The sequence below is a fragment of the Algiphilus aromaticivorans DG1253 genome, from assembly GCF_000733765.1.
Lineage (GTDB): Bacteria > Pseudomonadota > Gammaproteobacteria > Nevskiales > Nevskiaceae > Algiphilus > Algiphilus aromaticivorans.
On sequence record NZ_JPOG01000001.1, the window covers coordinates 925,480 to 946,265 of the forward strand.

20 protein-coding genes are annotated in these 20,786 nt (G+C 68.4%); 18 read left to right on the forward strand and 2 right to left on the reverse strand.

The features are described from left to right. Window positions 1–89: 89 nt before the first annotated feature. Together U743_RS04320 and U743_RS04325 are read right to left on the reverse strand one after the other, a co-directional pair. Window positions 90–1,322: a lipase family protein gene (locus U743_RS04320; protein WP_043765775.1), complete on the reverse strand. Its 1,233-nt coding sequence runs from the start codon at window positions 1,320–1,322 to the stop codon at window positions 90–92. Further along, on the reverse strand, window positions 1,322–2,893 hold the full coding sequence (locus U743_RS04325; RefSeq protein ID WP_198021927.1) for a M28 family peptidase: 1,572 nt from the start codon (window positions 2,891–2,893) through the stop codon (window positions 1,322–1,324). Before U743_RS04325 ends, U743_RS04320 begins: the two co-directional genes overlap by 1 nt. A gap of 139 nt (window positions 2,894–3,032) precedes the next feature. Here U743_RS04325 and U743_RS18655 point away from each other — a divergent pair, with 139 nt between their 5' ends. The 18 genes from U743_RS18655 (at window position 3,033) to U743_RS04415 (ending at window position 20,766) form a co-directional block, all read left to right on the forward strand. Continuing rightward, entirely contained in the window at window positions 3,033–4,094 is a 1,062-nt protein-coding gene (locus U743_RS18655; RefSeq protein WP_052367514.1) for an AraC family transcriptional regulator, read from the forward strand. Window positions 4,095–4,104: 10 nt separating this feature from the next. Then, window positions 4,105–4,986: a cation diffusion facilitator family transporter gene (locus U743_RS04335; protein ID WP_052367515.1), complete on the forward strand. Its 882-nt coding sequence runs from the start codon at window positions 4,105–4,107 to the stop codon at window positions 4,984–4,986. Window positions 4,987–5,105: 119 nt separating this feature from the next. Next, entirely contained in the window at window positions 5,106–6,227 is a 1,122-nt protein-coding gene (flhB, locus tag U743_RS04340) for a flagellar biosynthesis protein FlhB (protein ID WP_043765777.1), read from the forward strand. Continuing rightward, complete coding sequence (flhA, locus tag U743_RS04345; protein ID WP_084191356.1) at window positions 6,224–8,308, forward strand: flagellar biosynthesis protein FlhA; 2,085 nt, start codon at window positions 6,224–6,226, stop codon at window positions 8,306–8,308. Before flhB ends, flhA begins: the two co-directional genes overlap by 4 nt. Window positions 8,309–8,325: 17 nt before the next feature. Beyond that, window positions 8,326–9,522, forward strand: coding sequence for a flagellar biosynthesis protein FlhF (gene flhF, locus U743_RS04350; RefSeq protein ID WP_052367516.1), 1,197 nt, complete (start codon window positions 8,326–8,328; stop codon window positions 9,520–9,522). Continuing rightward, complete coding sequence (locus U743_RS04355) at window positions 9,515–10,378, forward strand: MinD/ParA family protein (protein ID WP_043765779.1); 864 nt, start codon at window positions 9,515–9,517, stop codon at window positions 10,376–10,378. Before flhF ends, U743_RS04355 begins: the two co-directional genes overlap by 8 nt. After that, window positions 10,375–11,097 carry an RNA polymerase sigma factor FliA gene (locus U743_RS04360; protein WP_043765781.1) on the forward strand — a complete coding sequence of 241 codons (723 nt, stop codon included), beginning with the start codon at window positions 10,375–10,377 and terminating at the stop codon, window positions 11,095–11,097. The genes U743_RS04355 and U743_RS04360 overlap by 4 nt, the downstream gene beginning before the upstream one ends. 19 nt (window positions 11,098–11,116) lie before the next feature. Beyond that, window positions 11,117–11,509 (forward strand): chemotaxis response regulator CheY, encoded by a 393-nt coding sequence (locus tag U743_RS04365; protein WP_043765783.1) that lies wholly within the window; start codon window positions 11,117–11,119, stop codon window positions 11,507–11,509. A 1-nt stretch (window position 11,510) separates the two neighbouring features. Beyond that, window positions 11,511–12,128 (forward strand): protein phosphatase CheZ, encoded by a 618-nt coding sequence (locus tag U743_RS17930; RefSeq protein ID WP_052367517.1) that lies wholly within the window; start codon window positions 11,511–11,513, stop codon window positions 12,126–12,128. 3 nt (window positions 12,129–12,131) lie between these two features. After that, window positions 12,132–13,919: a chemotaxis protein CheA gene (locus tag U743_RS04375; RefSeq protein ID WP_052367518.1), complete on the forward strand. Its 1,788-nt coding sequence runs from the start codon at window positions 12,132–12,134 to the stop codon at window positions 13,917–13,919. After that, window positions 13,919–14,659 (forward strand): flagellar motor protein, encoded by a 741-nt coding sequence (locus tag U743_RS04380; protein ID WP_043765785.1) that lies wholly within the window; start codon window positions 13,919–13,921, stop codon window positions 14,657–14,659. The genes U743_RS04375 and U743_RS04380 overlap by 1 nt, the downstream gene beginning before the upstream one ends. A gap of 236 nt (window positions 14,660–14,895) precedes the next feature. Further along, on the forward strand, window positions 14,896–15,729 hold the full coding sequence (gene motD / locus U743_RS04385) for a flagellar motor protein MotD (RefSeq protein WP_052367519.1): 834 nt from the start codon (window positions 14,896–14,898) through the stop codon (window positions 15,727–15,729). Next, window positions 15,726–16,475 (forward strand): ParA family protein, encoded by a 750-nt coding sequence (locus tag U743_RS04390; RefSeq protein ID WP_043765787.1) that lies wholly within the window; start codon window positions 15,726–15,728, stop codon window positions 16,473–16,475. Before motD ends, U743_RS04390 begins: the two co-directional genes overlap by 4 nt. 1 nt (window position 16,476) lies before the next feature. Next, the gene (locus U743_RS04395; protein WP_043765789.1) at window positions 16,477–17,073 is read left to right on the forward strand and encodes a chemotaxis protein CheW; all 597 of its coding nucleotides are present in this window, start codon (window positions 16,477–16,479) and stop codon (window positions 17,071–17,073) included. Window positions 17,074–17,512: 439 nt separating this feature from the next. Beyond that, window positions 17,513–17,863, forward strand: a complete 351-nt coding sequence (locus U743_RS04400) for an STAS domain-containing protein (RefSeq protein ID WP_052367520.1) — start codon at window positions 17,513–17,515, stop codon at window positions 17,861–17,863. Further along, complete coding sequence (locus U743_RS04405) at window positions 17,860–18,222, forward strand: response regulator (protein WP_043765791.1); 363 nt, start codon at window positions 17,860–17,862, stop codon at window positions 18,220–18,222. Before U743_RS04400 ends, U743_RS04405 begins: the two co-directional genes overlap by 4 nt. Before the next feature lie 33 nt (window positions 18,223–18,255). Further along, window positions 18,256–20,241 carry a chemotaxis protein CheA gene (locus U743_RS04410; protein ID WP_043765793.1) on the forward strand — a complete coding sequence of 662 codons (1,986 nt, stop codon included), beginning with the start codon at window positions 18,256–18,258 and terminating at the stop codon, window positions 20,239–20,241. Window positions 20,242–20,256: 15 nt separating this feature from the next. Then, entirely contained in the window at window positions 20,257–20,766 is a 510-nt protein-coding gene (locus tag U743_RS04415) for a chemotaxis protein CheW (RefSeq protein WP_156966328.1), read from the forward strand. The last annotated feature ends 20 nt before the right edge of the window (window positions 20,767–20,786 follow it).

Consider the following 20,786-nt stretch of genomic DNA (forward strand, 5'->3'; position numbering starts at 1 on the left):
GCGTAGGCAAGTCGATGGTTAGGCCCTTTGACCCAAGTCAAGCTTTTGCAGCCGATTGAGGGTCGTATCGGCGGGCCTTCTTGCTTCGGCTAGTAGCCCGTACGTTGCAGCTCGGCAACGATGTCGGCGAAGACTTGCTCGCGCGAGAAGTGCAGAGCGCTGTTGTCTTCGCCGTTGCAGCTTACGCTCAGCATTCCGGGAACGGCGGAGCTGCTCACCGCCATGTGATCGAGGCCGGGGTGTGGCTGTTCCGGGTCGCTGCTCGTGCCGTCGATCTGGCGGGCGATGACCGGCGTTTCGCCCATGCCGTCGACCCCGTAGCTGCGGAAAGCCTGCGAGTCCACCGGGATGTAGCCGTCATTGGGTCCGTCGCGGCGGCTCACCACGTCGTAGAACAGGCGGAGGTCGCGATAGCAGGGATGCGAGATGTCGTCGATCTTCAGGCTGTAGGTGACGTAGCGGATCGGGTGCTGCGGATCCTCGGGCAGGGGATAGCGCGCGTTGAAAGCGGGCGGGCAGTCCTCGGTGATTGGGTCGCAGCGCATGTCCGTGCTCTTCAGCATGTAGTGGCGCGACAGTGCGACGACGGATTCGGTAGCGTCCTGCAGGCCGATGGTGCCGTTGGCGATGAGGCCGTCCAGGCCGAAGACCGCGCCCAGCGCGGCTAGCCGGCATTCCGGCAGCAGGCAGGCGGCGCTGATCTGCAGCGCCCAATCCGCCAGCTCGGTGCCCATATTGGCGCCGGCCAGGGAAGTCCAGCTGGCGATATGCCGGTGCATGGGCTTGCCGCTGTGGTCGTTGTCCAGCGCCGCCATCATGTAGCGTGAATCCGGGCAACCCTGCGAGTGGCAGATGATGTTGAATTGCAGCCCATCCAGGCAGCTGGCCTCGTCGGCGAAGCCGCTGCGTTCACGCAGGGCCGGGTCGCTGCAGTAGTCGGTCTGGGCAATATGCAGGCCGTCCACGCCCTCGCCGGCGCCGGTCTCACAGAGCTTGGCTGCCACCGTCGGTCCATCGCAACGGCGGTAGAGCAGCTGCCCGCGTGTGGCGTGGCTGGCGTAGGCCAGCTTGTCCGGTTGGTAGACCACCGCACCACCGGCTTCCAGCATCTTCTTGATGCCGTAGACCTCGAAGTCGCCGTTGCCGTCCATGCGGTCGCCGTGGAAGGAGCTGTCGGCGGTATTCGACCAGGAGTGCGACAGCAACACCGGCCAGCGCGTGGCGAAGGGCTCCGCGCTGGCCGTGCTGCCATCGCCGCCGCCGCAGCCAACCAACGGCTGCGCCAACAGGAGCAGCGCGAGGAGGCGACCCCGGGCTTTCATCACAGCAGCGGGATTCGGGTGCCTATGCGATCGGCTGGTGTTTCGTCGATAGCGTCGATGATGTCGGCCATCGCTCGTGCTACCGGCAGCAGTTCGTCCTGCGCGATCTTGTCCAGGGTATCGGCCGCGTCGTAGAGATAGGCGGGGCCAGCGATGTAGCTGACGGTAGGTACGCCGGCGACATAGACGAAGGAGGCGTCGGTGGGAATGCCTTCGCCACCCAGCAGGATACCGGCGGCGTCGACGCGGTTGGCCGACATCACGACCGTGCGTTGCAGGTCGTGCTCGACGACGGCGTCGATGATGCGCTGTTTCAGCGGAAACGCCAGATTTTCCATGATGCCGCGTGGCTCGACGCTGCCGGTCAGTGTCAGCGTGCCGTCGTCGTTGATGGCCTGCTTGGCGACATGCTCGATGGTGACATTGGCCACCAACTCGTAGGGCGTCTCGTTGTTGGTGATGTACTTCTCGACGAAGGCCATGTGGCTCTGGTAGCCGGTGAAGTGGCTGTCGAAAGTCGAGAACATCAGCGTTCGCTCACGCGATTCGGGCGGTTGCTGCGCGTAGTATTCGGCCAGGGCCAGCACCTCGGCCGAGCCGCTGGCGTCCTCGACGGCGCCGTCGAAGACCGAGTCGTGGTGCGATTGCACCTGGATGGTTTCGGCGCTGTTGCCGGGCAGGAAGCCGACGACGGTGCGCGCCTCGACTTCCTCGCGGCTGCCAGACATCACCAGCCGCGCGGTCAGCGGCTCCTCGGCGGCGTCCATCATTGCGCGGATGCGCTCGCCCTCGGTGGCCGTGACCCAGACGCCGGGAATCGTCATGCCCAGGTCGCGATAGAACTCGTTGTAGTACTTGTTCGAGTCGAAGTAGTCCGACAGCACGCCGACCACGCCCACCGCACCGGCATCGATCGCCGCTTCCACCGCAGAGCTGATGTTGGTGATGTAGGGATTGGCGGCAAAGAGGGTGTCCAGCGGGTCGACCATCGTCAGCCCCGGGTCGTAGACGTATTCGCCGAAGGCGAGCAGGCCGGCGTTGGCCAGGATGAAACTCAGATCGAAGAGCACCAGCTTGCCTTCGACATTCTGCGTGGCGAAGGACAGCGCACCGGCGCCGCCGACGTCGACGATCTCGGTCTCGATGCCCTCGTCGCCGGTGGAAAAGCGCGACGGCTCGCCCGGCGTGATGAAGGAATGCGCGATGGGGAAGCTGTCGACCGGCTCGCCGCCGACATGCAGCTCGTGGCGGTCGCTTTCCCACTTCCAGGTGGTCGCCGTCTCGTACTGGACGTCTTCGAGCCCGATGGCCTCGAACTGGCACTTCATGTAGGCCGCGGCGCGATACCCGGATTCCGTGCCGCTGCGGCGGTAGCCGAGATTCACGATTTCCTCGGCGTAGCGGAAGATGGCCTCGGTGCTTGGCATGCCGTCGTCCTCGCGGCCGAGGCGCTCGCCGGCCGGCGTGCAGTTGTTCACCGCCACGCCCGAAGGGGCCTCGTCGCTGCCGCAGCCGCTCAGCAGAAGTAGTCCGGCAGCGCAGGCTGCCAGCAGGTGCATGGATCTCGTCATTTCTCCCCCGCGAATGGTGATCATCGTCCCGGCGTCGCACACGGCGCGCCGGCAATCGCGAAGCTTCGCCCGCGAGGGTCCGGCCGGCAATCACTTCGGACGACACATGCCTTATCCTTTTGCGCCAGGGGGAAGAGTTATGACGAGAGCCGCCGAGCGTTTACTGCAGCGACCGAGCGTGCCCATCAGCTATGTGTTGTTGACGATCGCGCTCGGCGATGAGCAAGGCGCGGATCGCGCCGCGCTGCTGCGGCGCGCGGGCATCGCGCCACAACAATTGGATGATCCGCAGGCACACATCTCGCTGGCGGCCTATCGCGAGCTCTGCCTGGGGGCGATGGAAGCCTCCGGCGATGACGGACTAGGGCTGGCCTTCGGGTTGCGCGCGCCGCTGACGGCGCACGGTATTGTCGGCTTCGGCCTTATGAGCCAGCCGACGCTGCGTGCGGCCTTCAACTTCGCCGAGCGCTTCGGCACACCGCTGCGGCTGCCGGCCTGGGATCTGCATTTCCGGACCGAGGCCGGCGCCGGAGTCATCGATGCGGTGGAAAGCGTGCGCTACGAGCCGCTGCACGTCTTCGCCTGCGATCAGCTGCTGGCGACGCTGGCTACGCTGATCCGCGCGATCCTGCCGCAGGCGCATTGCACCGTCTGCTTCGATTACCCGGAGCCGGCGCATTTCCGCCGCTACGCCGATGCCCTGCCACCCGCGCGCTTCGATTCCGGCGTCACCCAGCTTCGCATCGCCGAGGAGGCGTTGGATTGGCCGATTCCCTCGGCCGATCGCATCGCTGCCCTGCAGGCCGAGCGGGCCTGTGCGAATGAGATGGCGCGATTGAATCCGCCCACCGACCTGGTGGGACGGGTGCGCCGTATCCTGACCGAGGCGCAGGGCGGTTATCCCGACATGAGCGCGGTGGCGACGCAGCTGCACGTCAGCCCGCGCACCCTGGTCCGACGGCTGTGCGAGCGCGGCAGCAGCTTCAGCACGCTGCTCGAAGAGGCCCGGCGCCGCGATGGTGTCTCGCTGCTCGCCGATGGCACGCTGACCACTGCCGAGATCGCCGAGCGTCTTGGCTACAGCAGCGCAGCGAGCTTCGCGCGCGCCTTTCGCAAGTGGACCGGCAGTCCGCCGGGCGCCTGGCGCAGCCGGGCAGGGGCTGACGCCCCGGCCGCCGCCGCGGTCGGGCGTCGCAACTAGGAGCAGGGCCATGGCCGGAGCCACACGCGACGCCGCCTACGACGCCAAGCGCCGCATCACCCTGGTCACGGCAGTGGTGAACCTGCTGTTGGCCGGCGGCAAGATTGCCGGCGGGCTCATCGGCAACTCGCAGGCGCTGGTGGTCGACGGCGTGCACTCGCTGTCCGATCTGGCCGGGGATGCGCTGGTGCTCTGGGCGGCATGGATCGGCGCCAGCGGCGCGGACCACAACCATCCCTATGGCCACAAGCGCTTCGAGACGGCCGCGGCGCTGGGCATCGGCGCGCTGCTGCTGCTTGTCGCCGGCGGCTTTGCCTTCGACGCGCTGCGCCGGTTGGCGCAGCCGGAGTCGCTCGCTGTCCCGGGCGCCCTGGCGCTGTCTGTGGCGGTGGTCTCGGTACTGGCCAACGAGATCATCTATCACTACTCGCGACGCGTGGGCGAGCGCTACAACTCCGACTTGATCCTCGCCAACGCCTGGCACCACCGCAGCGATGCCTTGTCCTCGGTGGTTGTCATCGTCGCGGTGGCGGGCGCGATTGCCGGTGCGCCCTGGCTGGATGCGCTGGCGGCGCTGGTGGTTGCGCTGATGGTTGGGGCCGTCGGTTGTCAGCTGGGTTGGCGAGCAGTACGGGAGCTGGTGGACACCGGCGTCGATGACGCCGCGCTCGCCGAGCTGGGGGTGCTCATCCGCAGCGTCGACGGTGTCGCGGATTTCGATGATCTGCGCACACGCCGCATGGGCGGCGCCACGCTGGTGGATGTGCGCATCCGCGTCGACGGTGACCTCAGCGTGCGCGAGGCGGAGGTGATTGCCGAGGCCGTGCGCGAAACACTGGACCGGCACGCGCCGCACACCACCGGGGCCCTAGTGCGCATCGCGCCGCACTGAGCGCGACCGGGCTCGTCGGGCGCGGCCTACCGGTCATCCGGAGCGCGCCGCGCGCCGGGGGTGGGGGAGCAGGGGTTGCATCCCGGGGGCATCGCACACCCAGAAGGCGCGCCCCCGGCATGGCCGAGAACGAGAGCGGTCAGGAGAAAACCGAAGCAGCAACCCCGCGCCGCCTCGAACAGGCCCGCGAGGAAGGCCAGCTTGCCCGCTCGCGGGAGCTGCCCGGTGCGCTGATTGCGGTGGCCGCCGCGCTGTCGGCCTGGTCGATGGGCGACGTGCTGCTGCGCGACTTCGCGGGATGGTTCGCCCACGCCATGCGCCAGGCCGGGACACAGCATGACGACATGCTGATAGCGGCCGGCGATCTCGCCGTGCACGCCGGTGTCGTGCTGCTGCCCTGGCTGGCTATCGTCATCGTCGCCGGTGTCGGCGGTACGCTGGTGCTTGGCGGCTGGAACCTCAGCGCCAAGGCGCTGGTGCCCAAGGGCGAGCGGCTGGACCCGGTCAAGGGCTTCAAGCGTATCTTCGGTCTCAACGCCTGGGTGGAGATCAGCAAGACTCTGCTCAAGTTCCTTCTGGTGGCGGGGCTGAGCTTCACCGTCATCTGGCTGATGCGCGAGGACATCGCCCGCCTGCCGCGCATGGACGCGGCCGCCGGCTTCGGCGCGGCAGGCGGCATCCTGCTCGCGGTCTTCGCCGCCGGCGCATTCTCGTTGCTCATCATCGCTGCCATCGACGCGCCCTGGCAGCTCTTCAACCATCGGCGCCAGATGCGCATGACGCGCGAAGAGGTCAAGCGCGAGGCCAAGGACACCGACGGCAAACCCGAGATCAAGCAGCGCCAGCGCCAGCTGCAGGCCGAGGCCGCGCGCGGGCGCATGATGGAGGCCGTACCTGAGGCCGATGTAGTGGTGCTCAACCCCATCCACGTCGCCGTCGCGCTGCGCTACGACGCCGGTTCCATGGATGCACCGGAGGTCGTCGCCAAGGGCGCCGGCGAGGTCGCCGCGCATATCCGCAGCATCGCCGCCGAGCACCACGTGCCGATGCTGCAGGCCGCACCGCTGGCGCGTGCGCTGTACCGGGCCACCGAGGTCGGCGAGCGCATTCCGCCCGGGCTCTTCGCCGCAGTTGCCGAAGTGCTTACGTGGGTCTACCGCCTGCGCGCGGCGACTCCCGGAGATCAGCCGGAGAAACCGAATCCGGCGGTCGATGACGCGCTCGGGGCGCCGCTGACATGAGCAACGCCCTGACTGAAACCGCTGGCCCGGGCTGGGGCGACCGCCTGCGCGGAGTGCCCTTGGCCGCCGCCGCGGCGCCGCTGCTGCTGATGACCATGCTGGCAATGGTGGTGCTGCCGCTGCCGCCCTTTGTGCTGGATCTGCTCTTCACCTTCAACATCGCCGTCTCGCTGATGGTGGTCCTGGGCGTGGTCTACGTGATGCGGCCGCTGGACTTCAGCGTCTTCCCGACCATCCTGCTGCTGGCCACCCTTCTGCGCCTGGCGCTGAATGTGGCGTCGACGCGCGTCGTGCTGCTCAACGGTCACGAGGGCGGTGACGCGGCGGGCAAGGTCATCGAGGCCTTCGGTTCCTTCGTGGTGGGCGGCAACTACGGCGTCGGCATCGCCGTGTTTCTGATTCTCACCATCGTCAACTTCGTGGTCATCACCAAGGGCGCCGGCCGCGTCTCGGAAGTCTCGGCGCGCTTCATGCTGGACGCGCTCCCTGGTCGCCAGATGGCCATCGACGCTGACCTCAACGCCGGCACGCTGACGCGTGAAGAGGCGAGCGCCCGGCGCGAGGAGCTGCGCGAGGAGACCGACTTCTACGGTGCCATGGACGGCGCCAGCAAGTTCGTACGCGGCGACGCCATCGCAGGCATCTTGATTCTGGCCGTCAATCTCATCGGCGGCTTCGCCATCGGCATGGCGAGCCACGGCCTGTCGGCCGGCGAGGCCGGATCGCGCTACACGCTGCTGACCATCGGCGACGGCCTGGTGGCGCAGATTCCGGCTCTGCTGCTGGCGACGGCGGTGGCCATCCTGGTGACGCGCCTGTCGCGCTCGCAGGCCATGGGTGCTTCCGTGCGCGGCCAGCTCTTCGGCGATCCGCGCGCCTTGCTGGTCACCGGCGGTCTGCTGACGGCGCTGGGCTTTGTGCCCGGCATGCCGAACGTGGTTTTTCTGCTGCTGGGCGGCGTCGCGCTGGGCGCGGCCTGGCTGATCCAGACCCGCCGCGCCGCCGAAGCGGTCGAACAGGCTGCCGAGGACGCTGCGCCCGAGACCGAGGCCAAGCGCGATCTGAGCTGGGAAGATATGGCGCCAGCCGACGCGCTGGCGCTGGAGATCGGCTACCGCCTGGTGCCGCTGGCCGACGACAAGGCCGGCGGCGAGTTGATGGGGCGCATCCGCGGTGTGCGGCGTCGGCTTTCCGACGAGCTGGGGTTCCTGGTGCCGCAGGTACACGTGCGCGACAACCTGAGCATGGAGCCGGCCCAGTACCGCATCCTGATCGGTGGCGCCGTCGTCGGCCACGGCGAGGTCATGCCGGAACGCTGGCTGGCGCTGGACCCCGGCAATGTCATTGCGCGCGTCGAGGGGCACGCCACCAAGGACCCGACCTTCGGCATGCCGGCGCTGTGGATCGAGGCCGAGACGCGCGCTCAGGCGCAGGCCAACGGCTACACGGTCGTCGACCCGGCTACGGTGGTAGCCACGCACATCTCGCACATCGTGCAGAACCACGCGCACGAGGTGCTGGGCCCGGACGAGACCCAGCATCTGCTCGACGTGCTGGCACGCAGCTCGCCGAAGATGGTCGAGGACCTGGTGCCGAAGACGCTGCCGCTGGCCACTGTCACGCGTGTGCTGCAGGCGCTGCTCGCCGAGAAGGTTTCGCTGAAGAACCTGCGCGCCATCATCGGCGCCATGGCCGAGCGCGCTTCTGCCGGGACCACCGATCCGCAGGCGCTGCTCGCGGCCGTGCGCGCCGCGGTGGGCCGCCAGATCGTACAGACCATCTCCGGAGGTACCGATGATCTGCCCGTGCTCAGTCTGGCGCCGGCGCTGGAACGCCTGTTGCAGGACGGCGCCGGGAACAACGCCTTGGAGCCGGGTTTGGCGGAACGACTGCAGCAGGCCATCGGCACGCACGCCGAACGTCAGGAAGCAAGCGGTGATCCGGTCGTGCTGCTGGTGCCGCCGGCGCTGCGTCCGACCCTGGCGCGCTTCGTGCGCGCCGCCGTACCCAGCGCTCACGTGCTGGCCTTTGACGAGATTCCCGACACGACCCGGCTGCGACTTGCCGGGACGGTTGAATAAAGCGGAGAGAGAGCCACGTGAAGATCAAGCGCTATTTCGCACCGACCATGCGCGAAGCCATGCGCCGCGTACGCGCCGATCAGGGAGCCGACGCGGTGATCCTGGGCAGCGAATCCCGCGACGGCGGCATCGAGCTGGTCGCCGCCATCGACTATGACGCGGCCTTGCTGCAGCAGGCAGTGCGCCGACAGAGCGGCGCGGCCGAGCCGGCGCATCCCGCTTCGACGCAGGCGCAGCCGCAGGACGAGGCGGCATCCCGCCCTGCACCCGGGGTCTGGGAGCAGGATCCGCAACTGCAAAGGCTGCAGCGCGAGCTCGCCGACGTGCGCCGCATGCTGTCGACCAGCCTCGAGCAGCAGACCGACGCCACCCTGCGCGCGCATCCGCAGCGGGCGCGGGCCCTGCGCAACCTGGAGGCGCTGGGCATCGACAGCGGTCTGGCGCGCGAGATCGCGGCACATATTCCCGAGCAGGCCGCCGGTCCGCGCCAGCGCAATCTGCCGCTGGCGCTGTTGGCGCGCCGACTGCGCGTGCCGGGGGCGGCTTTCTACAGCGCGCCCACGCGGCTGGCGCTGATCGGCCCCACCGGCGCCGGCAAGACGACGACGCTGGCCAAGCTGGCCGCGCGCGCCGTCGCCGCCGACGGTGCGCGCGAGGTTACGCTGATCAGCATGGATGGCCACCGCGCCGGCGCAGAGGCGCAGATCGGCGTCTATGCCCGGCTCCTGGGTGTGCCGCTGCGCATTGTGCGCGGCGCCGACGAGCTGGCGACGGCGCTGGCGGATTGCGCCGATTGCCGGCACGTCTTCGTCGACTGCGCCGGTACCGGCCCGGCCGACAGCAAGCTGGCGGCGCTGCTGCCGCGGCTGGCGGCGATGAAGGAAGGCCCGCAGCCGCTGCAGACATTGCTGGTGCTGCCCGCCAATGTGCAGCGCGAGGACCTGCTCGGCGCCATCGCCCGTTTCGCCCCGGCAGCGCCGGTGGCGGCGGCGCTCACCAAGATCGACGAGTGCAGCCGCTTCGGTGGCGCGCTGTCGGCGCTGATCGGCACGCGCACGCCGCTGGCCTGGCTGGCCGACGGCCAGGCCGTGCCGCGCGACCTGCACCGCGTCGACGCCGGCGAGGTCGTTCTGCGCGCTGCACGCCAGGCGCGTGCCGCCCAGCAGCAGGAATTCTCCGAGCAACAAGCCCTTCGGGAGGGCACCCATGCATGATTCCATTCCGGGCCAGGCCGCTGGTCTCGCCGACGCACAGCACGGCCCCGTTCGCGTCATCGCCATCGCCAGCGGCAAGGGCGGCGTCGGCAAGACCAACGTCGCCGTGAATCTGGCCCTGGCGCTGCAGCTGGCGGACAAGCAGACCATGCTGCTCGACGCCGATCTCGGCATGGGCAATGTCGACGTGCTGCTTGGCCTGCAGCCGCACTTCAACCTGATGCACGTCGTCGGCGGGCACTGTAGCCTCGACGAGGCATTGCTGGAAGGTCCAATGGGGCTGGCCATCGTGCCGGCGGCTTCCGGCAAGCAGCGCATGGCCGATCTTGCCCACGCCGAGCACGTTGGGCTGGTCAATGCCTTTTCCTCGCTGACGCGGCCGCTGGATTGTCTGGTCATAGACACCGCCGCCGGCATCTCCGACAGCGTGGTCACCTTCTCGCGCGCCGCGCAGGAGGTCGTCATCGTGGCCTGCAACGAGCCGGCCTCGCTGACCGACGCCTATGCCCTGATCAAGGTGCTGTCGCGCGAGCACGGCGTGGCGCGCGTGCACGTGGTGGCGAACATGGTGAAGAGCGCGCCCGAGGGATTCGACGTCTACGAGAATCTCAAGCGGGTGGCTGCGCGCTTTCTGGATGTGCACATCGACTATCTCGGCCACGTGCCTTACGACGACTTCCTGCGCCGCGCCGTGCAGCGCCAGCGCGCCGTCGCCGAGGCCTATCCGGGCTCGCCGTCGGCGGCAGCCTTCCGCGAGCTGGCGGCGCGCGCGCTGAAATGGCCGCTGCCGAAGGGTGCGCGCGGCGATACCGAGTTCTTCGTCGAGCGCATGGTGGCCGGAGGTGCGACGGCATGATTCCGGCCGCGGCCTACGAGGCCAATGCGGGCACTTCGGTGAACGCGCTGGTCGCCGAGCATCAGGAGCTGGTGCGGCGCATCGCCTGGCATCTGAGCGCGCGGCTGCCCGATTCGGTGGATGTGGATGATCTCATCCAGGCCGGTCAGATAGGCCTGATCGAAGCCGCGCGCCACTACAAATCCGACGGCGGCGCCAGCTTCGCGACCTTCGCCGGCACGCGCATCCGCGGTGCCATGCTCGACGAGCTGCGCCGGGGCGACTGGATGCCGCGCTCCGTGCATCGAAACGCTCGCGCCATCTCTCGGGCTGTGCGCGCGGTGGAAGGGCGTAGCGGGCGCGCGGCGACCGAGACCGAGATCGCCGCCGAGCTGGGCGTGCCGCTCGCCGAGTACCACGCCATGGCCGACGCCGCTGCGCGCGGGCCGCTGCTGTCGCTTGAAGGCCTGAGCGCAGAGGACGACGCGCCGCCGGATGTTCCCGACGCCGACAGCCCGGATGCGCTGGAGCAACTTGCCGGCGCCGGCTTCCGTCACGCCCTTACCGAAGCCATTGATCGGCTCCCCGAGCGCGAACGTCAGGTTATGGGCCTGTACTACGACGAGTCCCTCAATCTTCGGGAAATCGGCGGCGTGCTCGGCGTCACCGAATCCCGGGTCTGCCAGATCCATGCCCAGGCCGTAGCCCGTTTACGCGGGCGACTGACGGCCTGGCTCTAAGCCCACAGCGAGGCCTGCCATGAATACCAATCTCCGCATGCTGGTTGTCGACGACTTCTCGACCATGCGCCGCATCATCCGCAACCTGTTGCAGGATCTCGGCTTCAAGGACATCACCGAGGCCGACGACGGCAGCACGGCGCTGACGACCCTGAAGAGTCAGGAAATCGACTTCGTCGTCACCGACTGGAATATGCCGGGTGTCACCGGCATCGACCTGCTCAAGGCCATCCGCGGCGACGCGACGCTGAAGCACCTGCCGGTGCTGATGGTCACTGCCGAGGGCAAGCGCGACCAGATCATCGAGGCCGCGCAGGCCGGGGTGAACGGCTACATCATCAAGCCCTTCACCGCGCAGACGCTGCGCGAAAAGCTCGAGAAGATCTTCGAGCGCCTGGAACAGGCCGCCTGAGATGAGCGGCCTTCCCACCCAGGATCGGGCGCTGGCCGCACAGGCCGAGGCGCTGGTGGCCGCGCTGGGTCGTGACGACCACGAGGCCGCTGCCGAGGCGCTGGCGGCGCTGGCAGCCTTCGACAGCGCGCATCTGCGCGGTCGGCTCGGGCGGCTGGCGGCGGCGCTGCACGCGCGCATGGACGCGTTGCCGGGGCAGGCTGCCGATAGCGTTGCGCAGACCGGCCACGCCACGCTGCCCGGTGGCACTGAGGCCGTGCAGTCGCTGGATCACGTCACTGCGCTGACCGAACAGGCGGCGCACCGCTCGCTGGATCTGGTCGAGCAGGGGCGGGCGCTGGTCAGCTGCCTGGAATCATCGCCCGACCACGCCACGGCCTGCGCCGAGCTGCGCGGCATCTTTAACGACCTTGCTCTGGCGCAGGGCTACCAGGACCTCACCGGTCAGATCCTCAAGCGTGTGCGCCAGCTGATGGCGGGTGTCGAGCACAGCCTGCAGGCGCTGGCCGAAGGTCAGGACAGCGGCACAGTCGCGACCGGCCCGGCCGTGCCGGGCGTCGATGGCACGCGCAGCTCGCAGGCCGACGCCGACGACCTGCTGGCCGAGCTGGGGATCTGACCAATGAGCATGGATCCGGAACTGCTGAGCGACTTCCTCAACGAGGCGCAGGACCTCGTCGATGCGGCCAACGCCGACGTCGGCGCGCTGGAGGCTGCGCCGGAGGATGCCGATCTGCTCAACCGGATGTTCCGCGCCTTTCATACCGTCAAGGGTGGCGCCGGATTTCTCGGCGTCCAGCCGCTGGTCGATCTCTGCCACAAGGCGGAGGATCTGCTCTCCGAGGTGCGCGCCGGCAAGCTGGCGTTGGGCGCCGAAGGTATCGATGCGGTGGCTCAGGCGCTGATGCAGGCTGAGGGCATGCTGACCGCGCTGGCCAACGAAACCGAAGTCAGCCCCGCGCCCGAGGCTGTCTTCGAGGCGCTGCATCGTGCCCGCCATCCCGAGGGCGTGCAGACCGATTCCGAGGAGATCAGCGAGGACGAGTTCGAGGCGCTGCTCGATGAACTGCACGGTGGCGCACCGCCGGGGAAGAGCGCCAAGGATCAGACGGGCGCCGACGACGAAAAGGCTTCAGCCACCGAGTCGGCGCAGCCGGATGCAGTTCCCGCCGCGCCGGCTGCGCCTAAGGCCGCCGTGCCTGCCGCAGATAAGGCCCCGAGCAGCAAGGAAGGCGGCGCGGGCGCGCGCGAAGCACCGGTGCGTGTCGAGGCCAAGCGCCTGGATCAGCTCATGGATCTGGTCGGAGAACTGGTGCTGGTGCGCAATCGCCTGAAGGCGCAGCCGGAAGGTCTCGACCAGACGGCGCGGCGCGCGGTGGCAGAGCTGGATCACGTCACCGGCGCGCTGCAGCGCAGCGTCATGGCTGTGCGCATGCAGCCGGTGGGGCGCGTCTTCTCACGCATTCCGCGCCAGGTGCGCGAGCTGGCGCGTGGCCTTGGCAAGCAGGTCAACGTCGAGCTTGAGGGCGAGGAGGCAGAGCTAGATAAGCACATGCTCGATGCCATGGCCGATCCGCTGGTGCATCTGGTGCGCAACAGCCTGGATCACGGCATCGAGGAGCCGGTGGTGCGGCAAGCGGCTGGCAAGCCCGCCGCCGGGACGCTGCGCGTGGCCGCGCGCCAAGCCGGCGACCACATCGAGATTCTGCTTTCCGACGACGGCGCCGGCATTGATCCGGAGGCCGTCAAGGCCGTGGCCGTCAAGCGTGGCGTCATCACCAGCCAGGAAGCCGCCACCATGGAGGCCGAAGCCGCGCAGAAGCTCATCTTCGCGCCCGGATTCTCCACCCGCGAGGCGGTGTCGGATGTCTCCGGCCGGGGCGTTGGCATGGATGTGGTCAATAGCCGCATCCAGGAACTGGGCGGCAGCGTGACACTGGAATCGCAAGTCGGGCAGGGCACGCGCATCCGCCTGCGCCTGCCGCTGACGCTGGCCGTGCTGCCTTCGCTGATGGTGCGGGTGGGCAGCCATGTGCTGGCGTTGCCGCTGGCCGAGGTGCGCGAGCTGTCGGCGCTGGACCCCGAGCAGATCGAGCAAGTCGGTCAGCGCTGGCAGCTGCCCATGGCGCGCGATGTGCTGCCGCTGCGATTTCTGCGCGGCTGGATGGATGGCGACGAGGCCGTGCATCCGGGCCTGATCGTGCAGGTGGTGGTCGAGCAGCGCAGCTGGGGACTGGTGGTCGACAGCGTCGTCGGGCGCGAGGACATCGTGGTGCGCCCGTTGGCCCGCCAGCTGCGTGGTATTCCTGGCTACAGCGGCGCCACGGTCACCGGCCGGGGCGAGGTCGCGCTGGTGCTCGACCCGGCCTCGCTGGTGCGCGCCGGGAATCGCCGGCAGGTAGCTGCCTGATGGACAAGATCACGCCCATCGGTCTGCTGCTGGCCGCCGTGGCGGTGGTCGGCGGCAGCATTCTCAAGGGCGCAGGGGCCGGCGCCCTGCTTTCCGGCGCCGCCTTCATGATCGTCTTCGTCGGTGCCTTCGCTGCTATCTGTATTCATACGCCCCCGGCCACCCTCAAGCACGCCGGCGGCATCCTGAAGTGGATCTTCAAGCCGCCGGCGACCTCGGCCGAGGCCCTCATTGCCGAGCTGGTCGAGTGGAGCAATCTGGCTCGCAAGCAGGGGCTGCTGGCGCTGGAGCCAGCGGTTGAAACGCAGTCGGACGCCTTCGTCCAGAAGGGGCTGCAGCTGCTCGTTGATGGTTCCGAGCCGGATGTACTGCGCAGCACGCTGGAGGTCGAGATCGACGCGCGGGAGCACGCCGACACGGCCGCGGCCAAGGTCTACGAGAGCGCCGGCATCTATCTGCCGACCATGGGCATCCTGGGCGCGGTCATGGGCCTGATGGCCGTGATGCAGAATCTGGCCGATCCCAGCAAGCTCGGCGCCGGCATTGCCGCGGCCTTCGTCGCCACCATCTACGGCATCGGTGCGGCGAATCTCTTCTTCCTGCCTGCGGCGGCCAAACTCAAATCCGTCATAGCCGACCGTACGCGGTTGCGCGAGATTGCGGTGGAAGGCCTCGTCGGCATCGCGCGCGGTGACAACCCGCGCAACATCGAAGCGCGCCTGCGCGGCTTCACGCACTAGCGGGCCGGTCATGCGTATGCCAGCCGAAGCGGCCTTCATGCCCCCTCTTCCCCAGCCCTTTTCCCCGAGAGGAGGGGGGAGCAATAGCTCCTCTGCCTCCGAAAGAGACGCCGGGAAGATATCCGATGTTCCTTCGGTGCTTTGGTGTATCGCCCTTCGTTCATATCCCCGCATAGAGGAGCGGCGGAATAGCCCCTCTTCCTCAGGGAGACGGTTTGGGCAGAGGGCCCACTGACATGGCGCGCAAGGTCAAGCACGAGGATCACGTCAACCACGAGGCCTGGGCCATTCCCTATGGCGACCTCATCACGCTGCTGCTGGCCTTCTTCGTGGTGATGTACGCGGTGAGTTCCATCAACGAGGGCAAGATGCGCGTGCTCTCGGACGCCATGGTCGTGGCCTTCGGCGGCCCGCCGCGCGCGCTGCAGCCCATCGACATCGGCGACCACTCACCGCGTCGCGCCATGCGCGAGCAGAGCGTCGATCTGATGTCGATTACCCGGCCGATACCGCATCCGGCCGGCATCCAGGCCGATCTGCCGATGTCGCGCCTGCCGCCGCAGCGGCCCACCGAGCCGCAGGTCGATCCGCAGCTCGCGGAGCTGGGTGCCGAGATCGAGCGCAAGCTGGCCGAGCTTGTCGCGGAGGGCTCGGTGCGTGTGCATCGCGGCAAGGACTGGCTGGAGATCGAGATCAAGGCCGACATCCTGTTCCCGAGTGGCTCGTCGGATCTGACGTGGCCGGCGCGGAGCATCATCGCCGAGATCAGCGGCGTACTGGCCGAGTTCGCCTATCCGCTGCGCATCGAGGGCCATACCGACAATCTTCCCATCGCCACCACGCGCTTTCCCTCCAACTGGGAGCTGTCCGCCGCGCGGGCCGGCAGCGTCGTGCACATGCTGCGCGGCGGCGGCGTTGCGCCGGAGCGCATGACGCTGGCCGGTTTCGGCCCGTACCGGCCGGTGGACGGCAATGACACGGCCGAGGGCCGCAACCGCAACCGGCGCGTCACCATCATCGTGCTCGGTGACGACTCGGTGCTGGTGCCGCGAGTGGGGGAGCGCTCATGAGCGTCTGGACCGTCGCCAATCAGAAGGGTGGGGTCGGCAAGACGACCACTGCCGTCACGCTGGCCGGCATCGCCGCCGAGCGCGGCCTGCCGGTGCTGCTCATCGATCTCGATCCGCACGCCTCGGCCACACACTATCTGCGCGCCGCCGACGACGATGGCGCGCAGGCGCTGTTGCGCGGCGAGACGCCGGTGCCGGTGCGCTGTAGTGTGCCCGGCATCCATGTACTGGGAGCCGGCGCCGGCCTGGCCGCCATCGAGCGTCAGCATGGCGCCAACGGCATGGGTCGGCGCCTGAGCCAGGGTCTGGCCGCCCTGCGCGAGCGCTTCGACCCCATCATCATCGATACGCCGCCCATGCTCGGTACGCTGCTGATCAACGCGCTGGCTGCGGCCGATGCGCTGGTCGTACCGGTACAGACCGATCCGCTGGCCCTGCACGGCCTGGAAGGCCTGATGCGCACTGTCGAGATGATGCGCAAGGCCGGTGCGCAGGTGCCGGAACCGGTGATGCTGCCGACGCTGATGGACCGCCGCGTCAGGATCAGCCACGAGACTCTGGATCAGCTCAAGAGCCGCTGGGGCGCGGCCGTCTTCGACGGCGGCGTCGTGCCCATGGATACCCGCATCCGCGAAGCCGCGCGCGACGGGCGCACGCTCAATAGTGCTGCACCCTATCGCCACGCCACCTCGACCTATGAGGCGCTCTTCGAGCGTCTTTACCAGCCCACGCCGGAGGCGGCCTGATATGCCCCGAGCCGATCTGCAGGAATATTTCGACAGCATGCTGGCGCCGGAAGCTCCGCCGGAAGCGCCTTCGGCGCCATCTGGCACGCCCCCAAGGCCGCCGCAGCTGGCACCGGACGTCGCCGAGCGCCTAGCCGGTGCGGTGTCGGTGCCGGTGCCCGAGCCGGAGGAGGCGCATGTCGGTGGGCCGATGCAGGAGTGGGTGGTCTTCAGGCTCGGTTCCCAGCACTACGCGGTGGATGTACACGGCGTGCGCGAGATTGTGCGGCCGCCGGAGCTGGTGGCCGTGCCGCACGGCCCGTCCACGCTGGTCGGCATGGCTAACCTGCGGGGAGCGGTGGTGGCGGTCTTCGACGCCGCCGCGCTCATCGACAGCGGTGCAGTGACGCCGGGCATCGCTGCCCGCATCATCGTTCTGGAGCACAAGCAGGATGTCATCGGGCTGCTGGTCGACAGCGTCGAGGAGATATTGCGCTTCGACGGCGACCGCGCCGAGCCGCCGCCACGAGTGGGCGCCGATGCCGCGCACGTCAAGGCACTAATGCGCCAGCCCGAGCGCATCGTGCTGCAGCTGGACCCCGACAGTCTCTTTGGCTGAGAGGGCGTTTTCAAAGCCGCTGCGCTCGGCCTCTCGGCCTGCGCGGTGCTCGAGGCGCTTCGTCCGGAATGACACGGCGCGATAGCCCCGAAGGAGCAGGCGCATCACGTGCCCGAGGATGCTCATGTATCGGCTGATGACCTGGACTTCCTGCACTTCGGGCATGGCTGAATGGCCTTCGTCCGCTCGGTTCCGAGAATCCCCTCTGCGCGCCGGCCGGCCGACGTAGGCATCTGCAGCTCGCGCTGATTGCCGGGGGCGCCCGCGTTCCGTCGCCTTTCCGGCCGTGGCGCCTGAGTCGATGCACCGCAGTCGATCCCCGCAACCACTCATGCGCGTACAGGCACCGCCAGTCGGTTGCGGCATCAGTTTTGCCCGCTCCTGACCGTTAATTGCTTCAGAAGCGGTGACGTCAGAGCCCGTAGCCCAAGGAGCGGAGATGGCAGAGCAGACAACGCCGGCGCATGAGATTTCCGATTCGCTCTCGGTCCTTCCCGCCGACTGCGGTATCGCGCAGGCGGAAGCACTCCGTGGCCGTCTGGCCGGACTGCGCGAACTGGAGGTGCCGTTGCAGCTCGACGCTTCCGCGGTCGAGCGCGTGAGCACGGCCTGTCTGCAGCTGCTGGTCGCGCTTTTCCGCGAGCGCGCGGAGACCGGCCGCAGCAGTGCGCTGCAGGCGCCCTCAGCGCCTCTGGCCGAGGCCGTTGTCTGCCTCGGTCTGTCGGCCTCCCTGCCCATCGTTGCGCCCGACGCAACCCACGACGAGATCCACAACGAGACCGCCTCATGACGCACATCCTCACTGTCGACGATTCCGCCTCCATGCGGCAGATGGTCGCCTTCACGCTGCGCGACGCCGGCTTCGATGTTTCCGAAGCGGGCGATGGCGCCGAGGGCCTGAGCGCCGCCGAGCAGCAGCGCTTCGACCTGGTGTTGGCCGACGTCAACATGCCGAATATGGACGGCATCGCCATGATCAAGGCGCTGCGCGGCCTGCCGGACTACCAGTACACGCCGATGCTGATGCTGACCACCGAGTCCTCGATGGAGCGCAAGTCCGAGGGCAAGGCCGCCGGCGCGACGGGCTGGATCGTCAAGCCCTTCGAACCCGAGAACCTGGTCAACACGGTACGGAAGGTCCTGGGGTGATGCGCCCGGCCGGTCACGACATCGAAGCGCGTCATGGCGATTGACGTCAGCCGCTTCCGCGAGGCCTTCTTCGACGAGGCCGACGAAGGCCTGGCCACGATGGAGTCCGGGCTGCTGGCTCTGGAGAACGGTCAGGCCGACACGGACACGCTGCATGCCGTCTTCCGCGCTGCGCATTCCATCAAGGGCGGTGCCGCCACCTTCGGCTTCCCGGACATCGCCGAGGTGACGCATCACCTGGAATCACTGCTCGACGCTGCGCGCAACGGCAGCCGCGAACTGGGCGCGTCCGAGATCGACGCTCTGCTGTCGGCCACCGACTGCGTGCGCCGGCAGGTCGCTGCTGCCCGCGAAGGCGAGACGCTGGATCACGACACGCTGGCGCCGGTGCTCGCTGCGCTGGAAGCGCTGCAGAGCGCGCCGGAGCCGACTGCACGCGCGGAAGCGCCCGAGGCTTCCGGCGCCGCGGGCTGGGATATCCGCTTCGTGCCGGAGCCGCATTTGCTCAAGACGGGCAACGACCCCATCGCCATCCTGCGCGAGCTGCGCACGCTGGGTAATTGCGAAGTTGCCTGCGATATCTCGGCGCTGCCGGCGCTGGCTGAGTTGACGCCGGACCAGCTCTATCTGGATTGGCGCATCCGCCTGCACGGAGAAGCGCAGGAGGCGGCGGTACGCGAGCTCTTCGCCTGGGTGGAGGACGATTGCGCGCTGGAGGTCGTCCCGTTGCAGGCCGAACACGTCGAAGAGCCGGAAGCGGCGGAGGTCGCACCCGTCGCCGCGGCCTCGGTTGAAGCGCCGGCATCAAAGCCCGCTGCCGCGCCGCCGCCGGTGGCACAGGCCGAGCAGTCCTCGATCCGCGTGCCGGTGGACAAGGTCGACGCGCTCATCAATCTGGTCGGCGAGCTGGTCATCACCCAGGCCGCCATCGCGCAGGATTCGGCCGGGCTCGACCCGGTAAAGCACGAGCGTCTGCTCAATGGTTTGTCCGACCTCGAGCGCAACACGCGGCATCTGCAGGAGGCCGTCATGGCCGTGCGCATGATGCCGGTGGGTACGGTCTTTTCTCGCTTCCCGCGCATGGTGCGTGACCTGGCCGGCAAGCTCGGTAAGCAGGTGAAGCTGCAGATGGTGGGCGAGGCCACCGAGCTCGACAAGGGGTTGATCGAGCGTCTTGCCGATCCTCTGACGCATCTGCTGCGCAACGCCGTGGATCACGGTATCGAGCAGCCCGAGGTGCGCATCGCCGCCGGCAAGCCGGCCGCCGGCACGCTGTCGCTGGCCGCGCGCCACGAATCGGGGCAGGTAGTGCTGGAGATCACCGACGATGGTGCCGGCCTGAATCGCGAGCGCATCCTCGCCAAGGCGCGCGACCGCGGTCTCATCAACCAGGACCCGGCGACCGATGCCGAGGTCTGGCAGCTCATCTTCGAGCCCGGCTTCTCCACCGCCGATGAGGTCACGGATGTTTCCGGACGCGGCGTCGGCATGGACGTGGTGCGCAAGAACATCAGCGCGCTGTCCGGGCGCCTGGACATCGCATCGGAGGCCGGTGTCGGGACGCGCCTGACGCTGCGCCTGCCGCTGACTCTGGCCATCGTCGATGGCATGCAGGTGGCGGTGGGCGACCAGATCTTCGTGCTGCCGCTGGGTGATGTCATCGAGTCGATGCAGCCGCAGCCGGCGGATATCGAGGGCGTCGGCGGGCGGCCGAGCCTGCTGCGCATGCGTGGCGAGTTCGTGCCCATCGTCGAGCTGCGCAGCCGCTTCGGAGTGGGCGGCGAGCAGCCGCCGCTGACCGAGGCCATCGCCGTGCTGGTCGAGGCCGAGGGCCGGCGTGTGGCGCTGGTCGTGGATGCCTTGATCGGCCAGCAGCAGGCCGTCGTGAAATCTCTGGCCTCGAACTTCCGCCGCGTCGATGGTGTGGCGGGCGCCACCATCCTCGGCGACGGGCGGGTGGCCCTGATTCTGGATGCCGCCGACATCGTGCGCGGGTTGTCCCGCGCGCAGGCGGCCTGACCTATGGAGCAACGCATGCAAGCACAAGCCGTGGCCGAGCGCGCCATCGAGGATGCCGAAGCCGGCAACGCCAGCCGCGAGTTCCTCACCTTCGTTCTGGGTGAGGAGGAATACGGTGTCGACATCCTCAAGGTCCAGGAGATCCGGGGCTACGACACCGTCACGCGCATACCCGAGGCGCCCGAATTTCTGAAGGGTGTCGTCAATCTGCGCGGGACCATCGTGCCGGTCATCGACCTGCGGCTGAAGTTTCACCTGTCGCGCGCTGATTACGACGCCTTCACGGTCATGATCGTGCTCAACCTCGCCGAGCGCGTGGTGGGGGTAGTCGTCGACCGCGTTTCCGACGTCATGGCGCTGGGCAGCGATCAGATCTTCGATCCGCCCGAATTCGGCAGCACTGTCGATACCGCCTTCATTACCGGTTTGGGCTCCGTCGAGGATCGGATGCTGATCCTGCTCGACATCGAGGGCCTCATGCGATCACGCGAAATGCAGCTGATCGACCACGCCATTCAGCAGTAACCCTTCCCGAGGAAGACCCC

Bases quoted from the DNA above. Each gene is read 5' to 3' on its own strand.
- U743_RS04320 (WP_043765775.1), bottom strand. From the start codon at position 1,322: ATGAAAGCCCGGGGTCGCCTCCTCGCGCTGCTCCTGTTGGCGCAGCCG.
- U743_RS04325 (WP_198021927.1), bottom strand. From the start codon at position 2,893: ATGACGAGATCCATGCACCTGCTGGCAGCCTGCGCTGCCGGACTACTT.
- U743_RS18655 (WP_052367514.1), top strand. From the start codon at position 3,033: ATGACGAGAGCCGCCGAGCGTTTACTGCAGCGACCGAGCGTGCCCATC.
- U743_RS04335 (WP_052367515.1), top strand. From the start codon at position 4,105: ATGGCCGGAGCCACACGCGACGCCGCCTACGACGCCAAGCGCCGCATC.
- flhB (WP_043765777.1), top strand. From the start codon at position 5,106: ATGGCCGAGAACGAGAGCGGTCAGGAGAAAACCGAAGCAGCAACCCCG.
- flhA (WP_084191356.1), top strand. From the start codon at position 6,224: ATGAGCAACGCCCTGACTGAAACCGCTGGCCCGGGCTGGGGCGACCGC.
- U743_RS04355 (WP_043765779.1), top strand. From the start codon at position 9,515: ATGCATGATTCCATTCCGGGCCAGGCCGCTGGTCTCGCCGACGCACAG.
- U743_RS04360 (WP_043765781.1), top strand. From the start codon at position 10,375: ATGATTCCGGCCGCGGCCTACGAGGCCAATGCGGGCACTTCGGTGAAC.
- U743_RS04365 (WP_043765783.1), top strand. From the start codon at position 11,117: ATGAATACCAATCTCCGCATGCTGGTTGTCGACGACTTCTCGACCATG.
- U743_RS17930 (WP_052367517.1), top strand. From the start codon at position 11,511: ATGAGCGGCCTTCCCACCCAGGATCGGGCGCTGGCCGCACAGGCCGAG.
- U743_RS04375 (WP_052367518.1), top strand. From the start codon at position 12,132: ATGAGCATGGATCCGGAACTGCTGAGCGACTTCCTCAACGAGGCGCAG.
- U743_RS04380 (WP_043765785.1), top strand. From the start codon at position 13,919: ATGGACAAGATCACGCCCATCGGTCTGCTGCTGGCCGCCGTGGCGGTG.
- motD (WP_052367519.1), top strand. From the start codon at position 14,896: ATGGCGCGCAAGGTCAAGCACGAGGATCACGTCAACCACGAGGCCTGG.
- U743_RS04390 (WP_043765787.1), top strand. From the start codon at position 15,726: ATGAGCGTCTGGACCGTCGCCAATCAGAAGGGTGGGGTCGGCAAGACG.
- U743_RS04395 (WP_043765789.1), top strand. From the start codon at position 16,477: ATGCCCCGAGCCGATCTGCAGGAATATTTCGACAGCATGCTGGCGCCG.
- U743_RS04400 (WP_052367520.1), top strand. From the start codon at position 17,513: ATGGCAGAGCAGACAACGCCGGCGCATGAGATTTCCGATTCGCTCTCG.
- U743_RS04405 (WP_043765791.1), top strand. From the start codon at position 17,860: ATGACGCACATCCTCACTGTCGACGATTCCGCCTCCATGCGGCAGATG.
- U743_RS04410 (WP_043765793.1), top strand. From the start codon at position 18,256: ATGGCGATTGACGTCAGCCGCTTCCGCGAGGCCTTCTTCGACGAGGCC.
- U743_RS04415 (WP_156966328.1), top strand. From the start codon at position 20,257: ATGCAAGCACAAGCCGTGGCCGAGCGCGCCATCGAGGATGCCGAAGCC.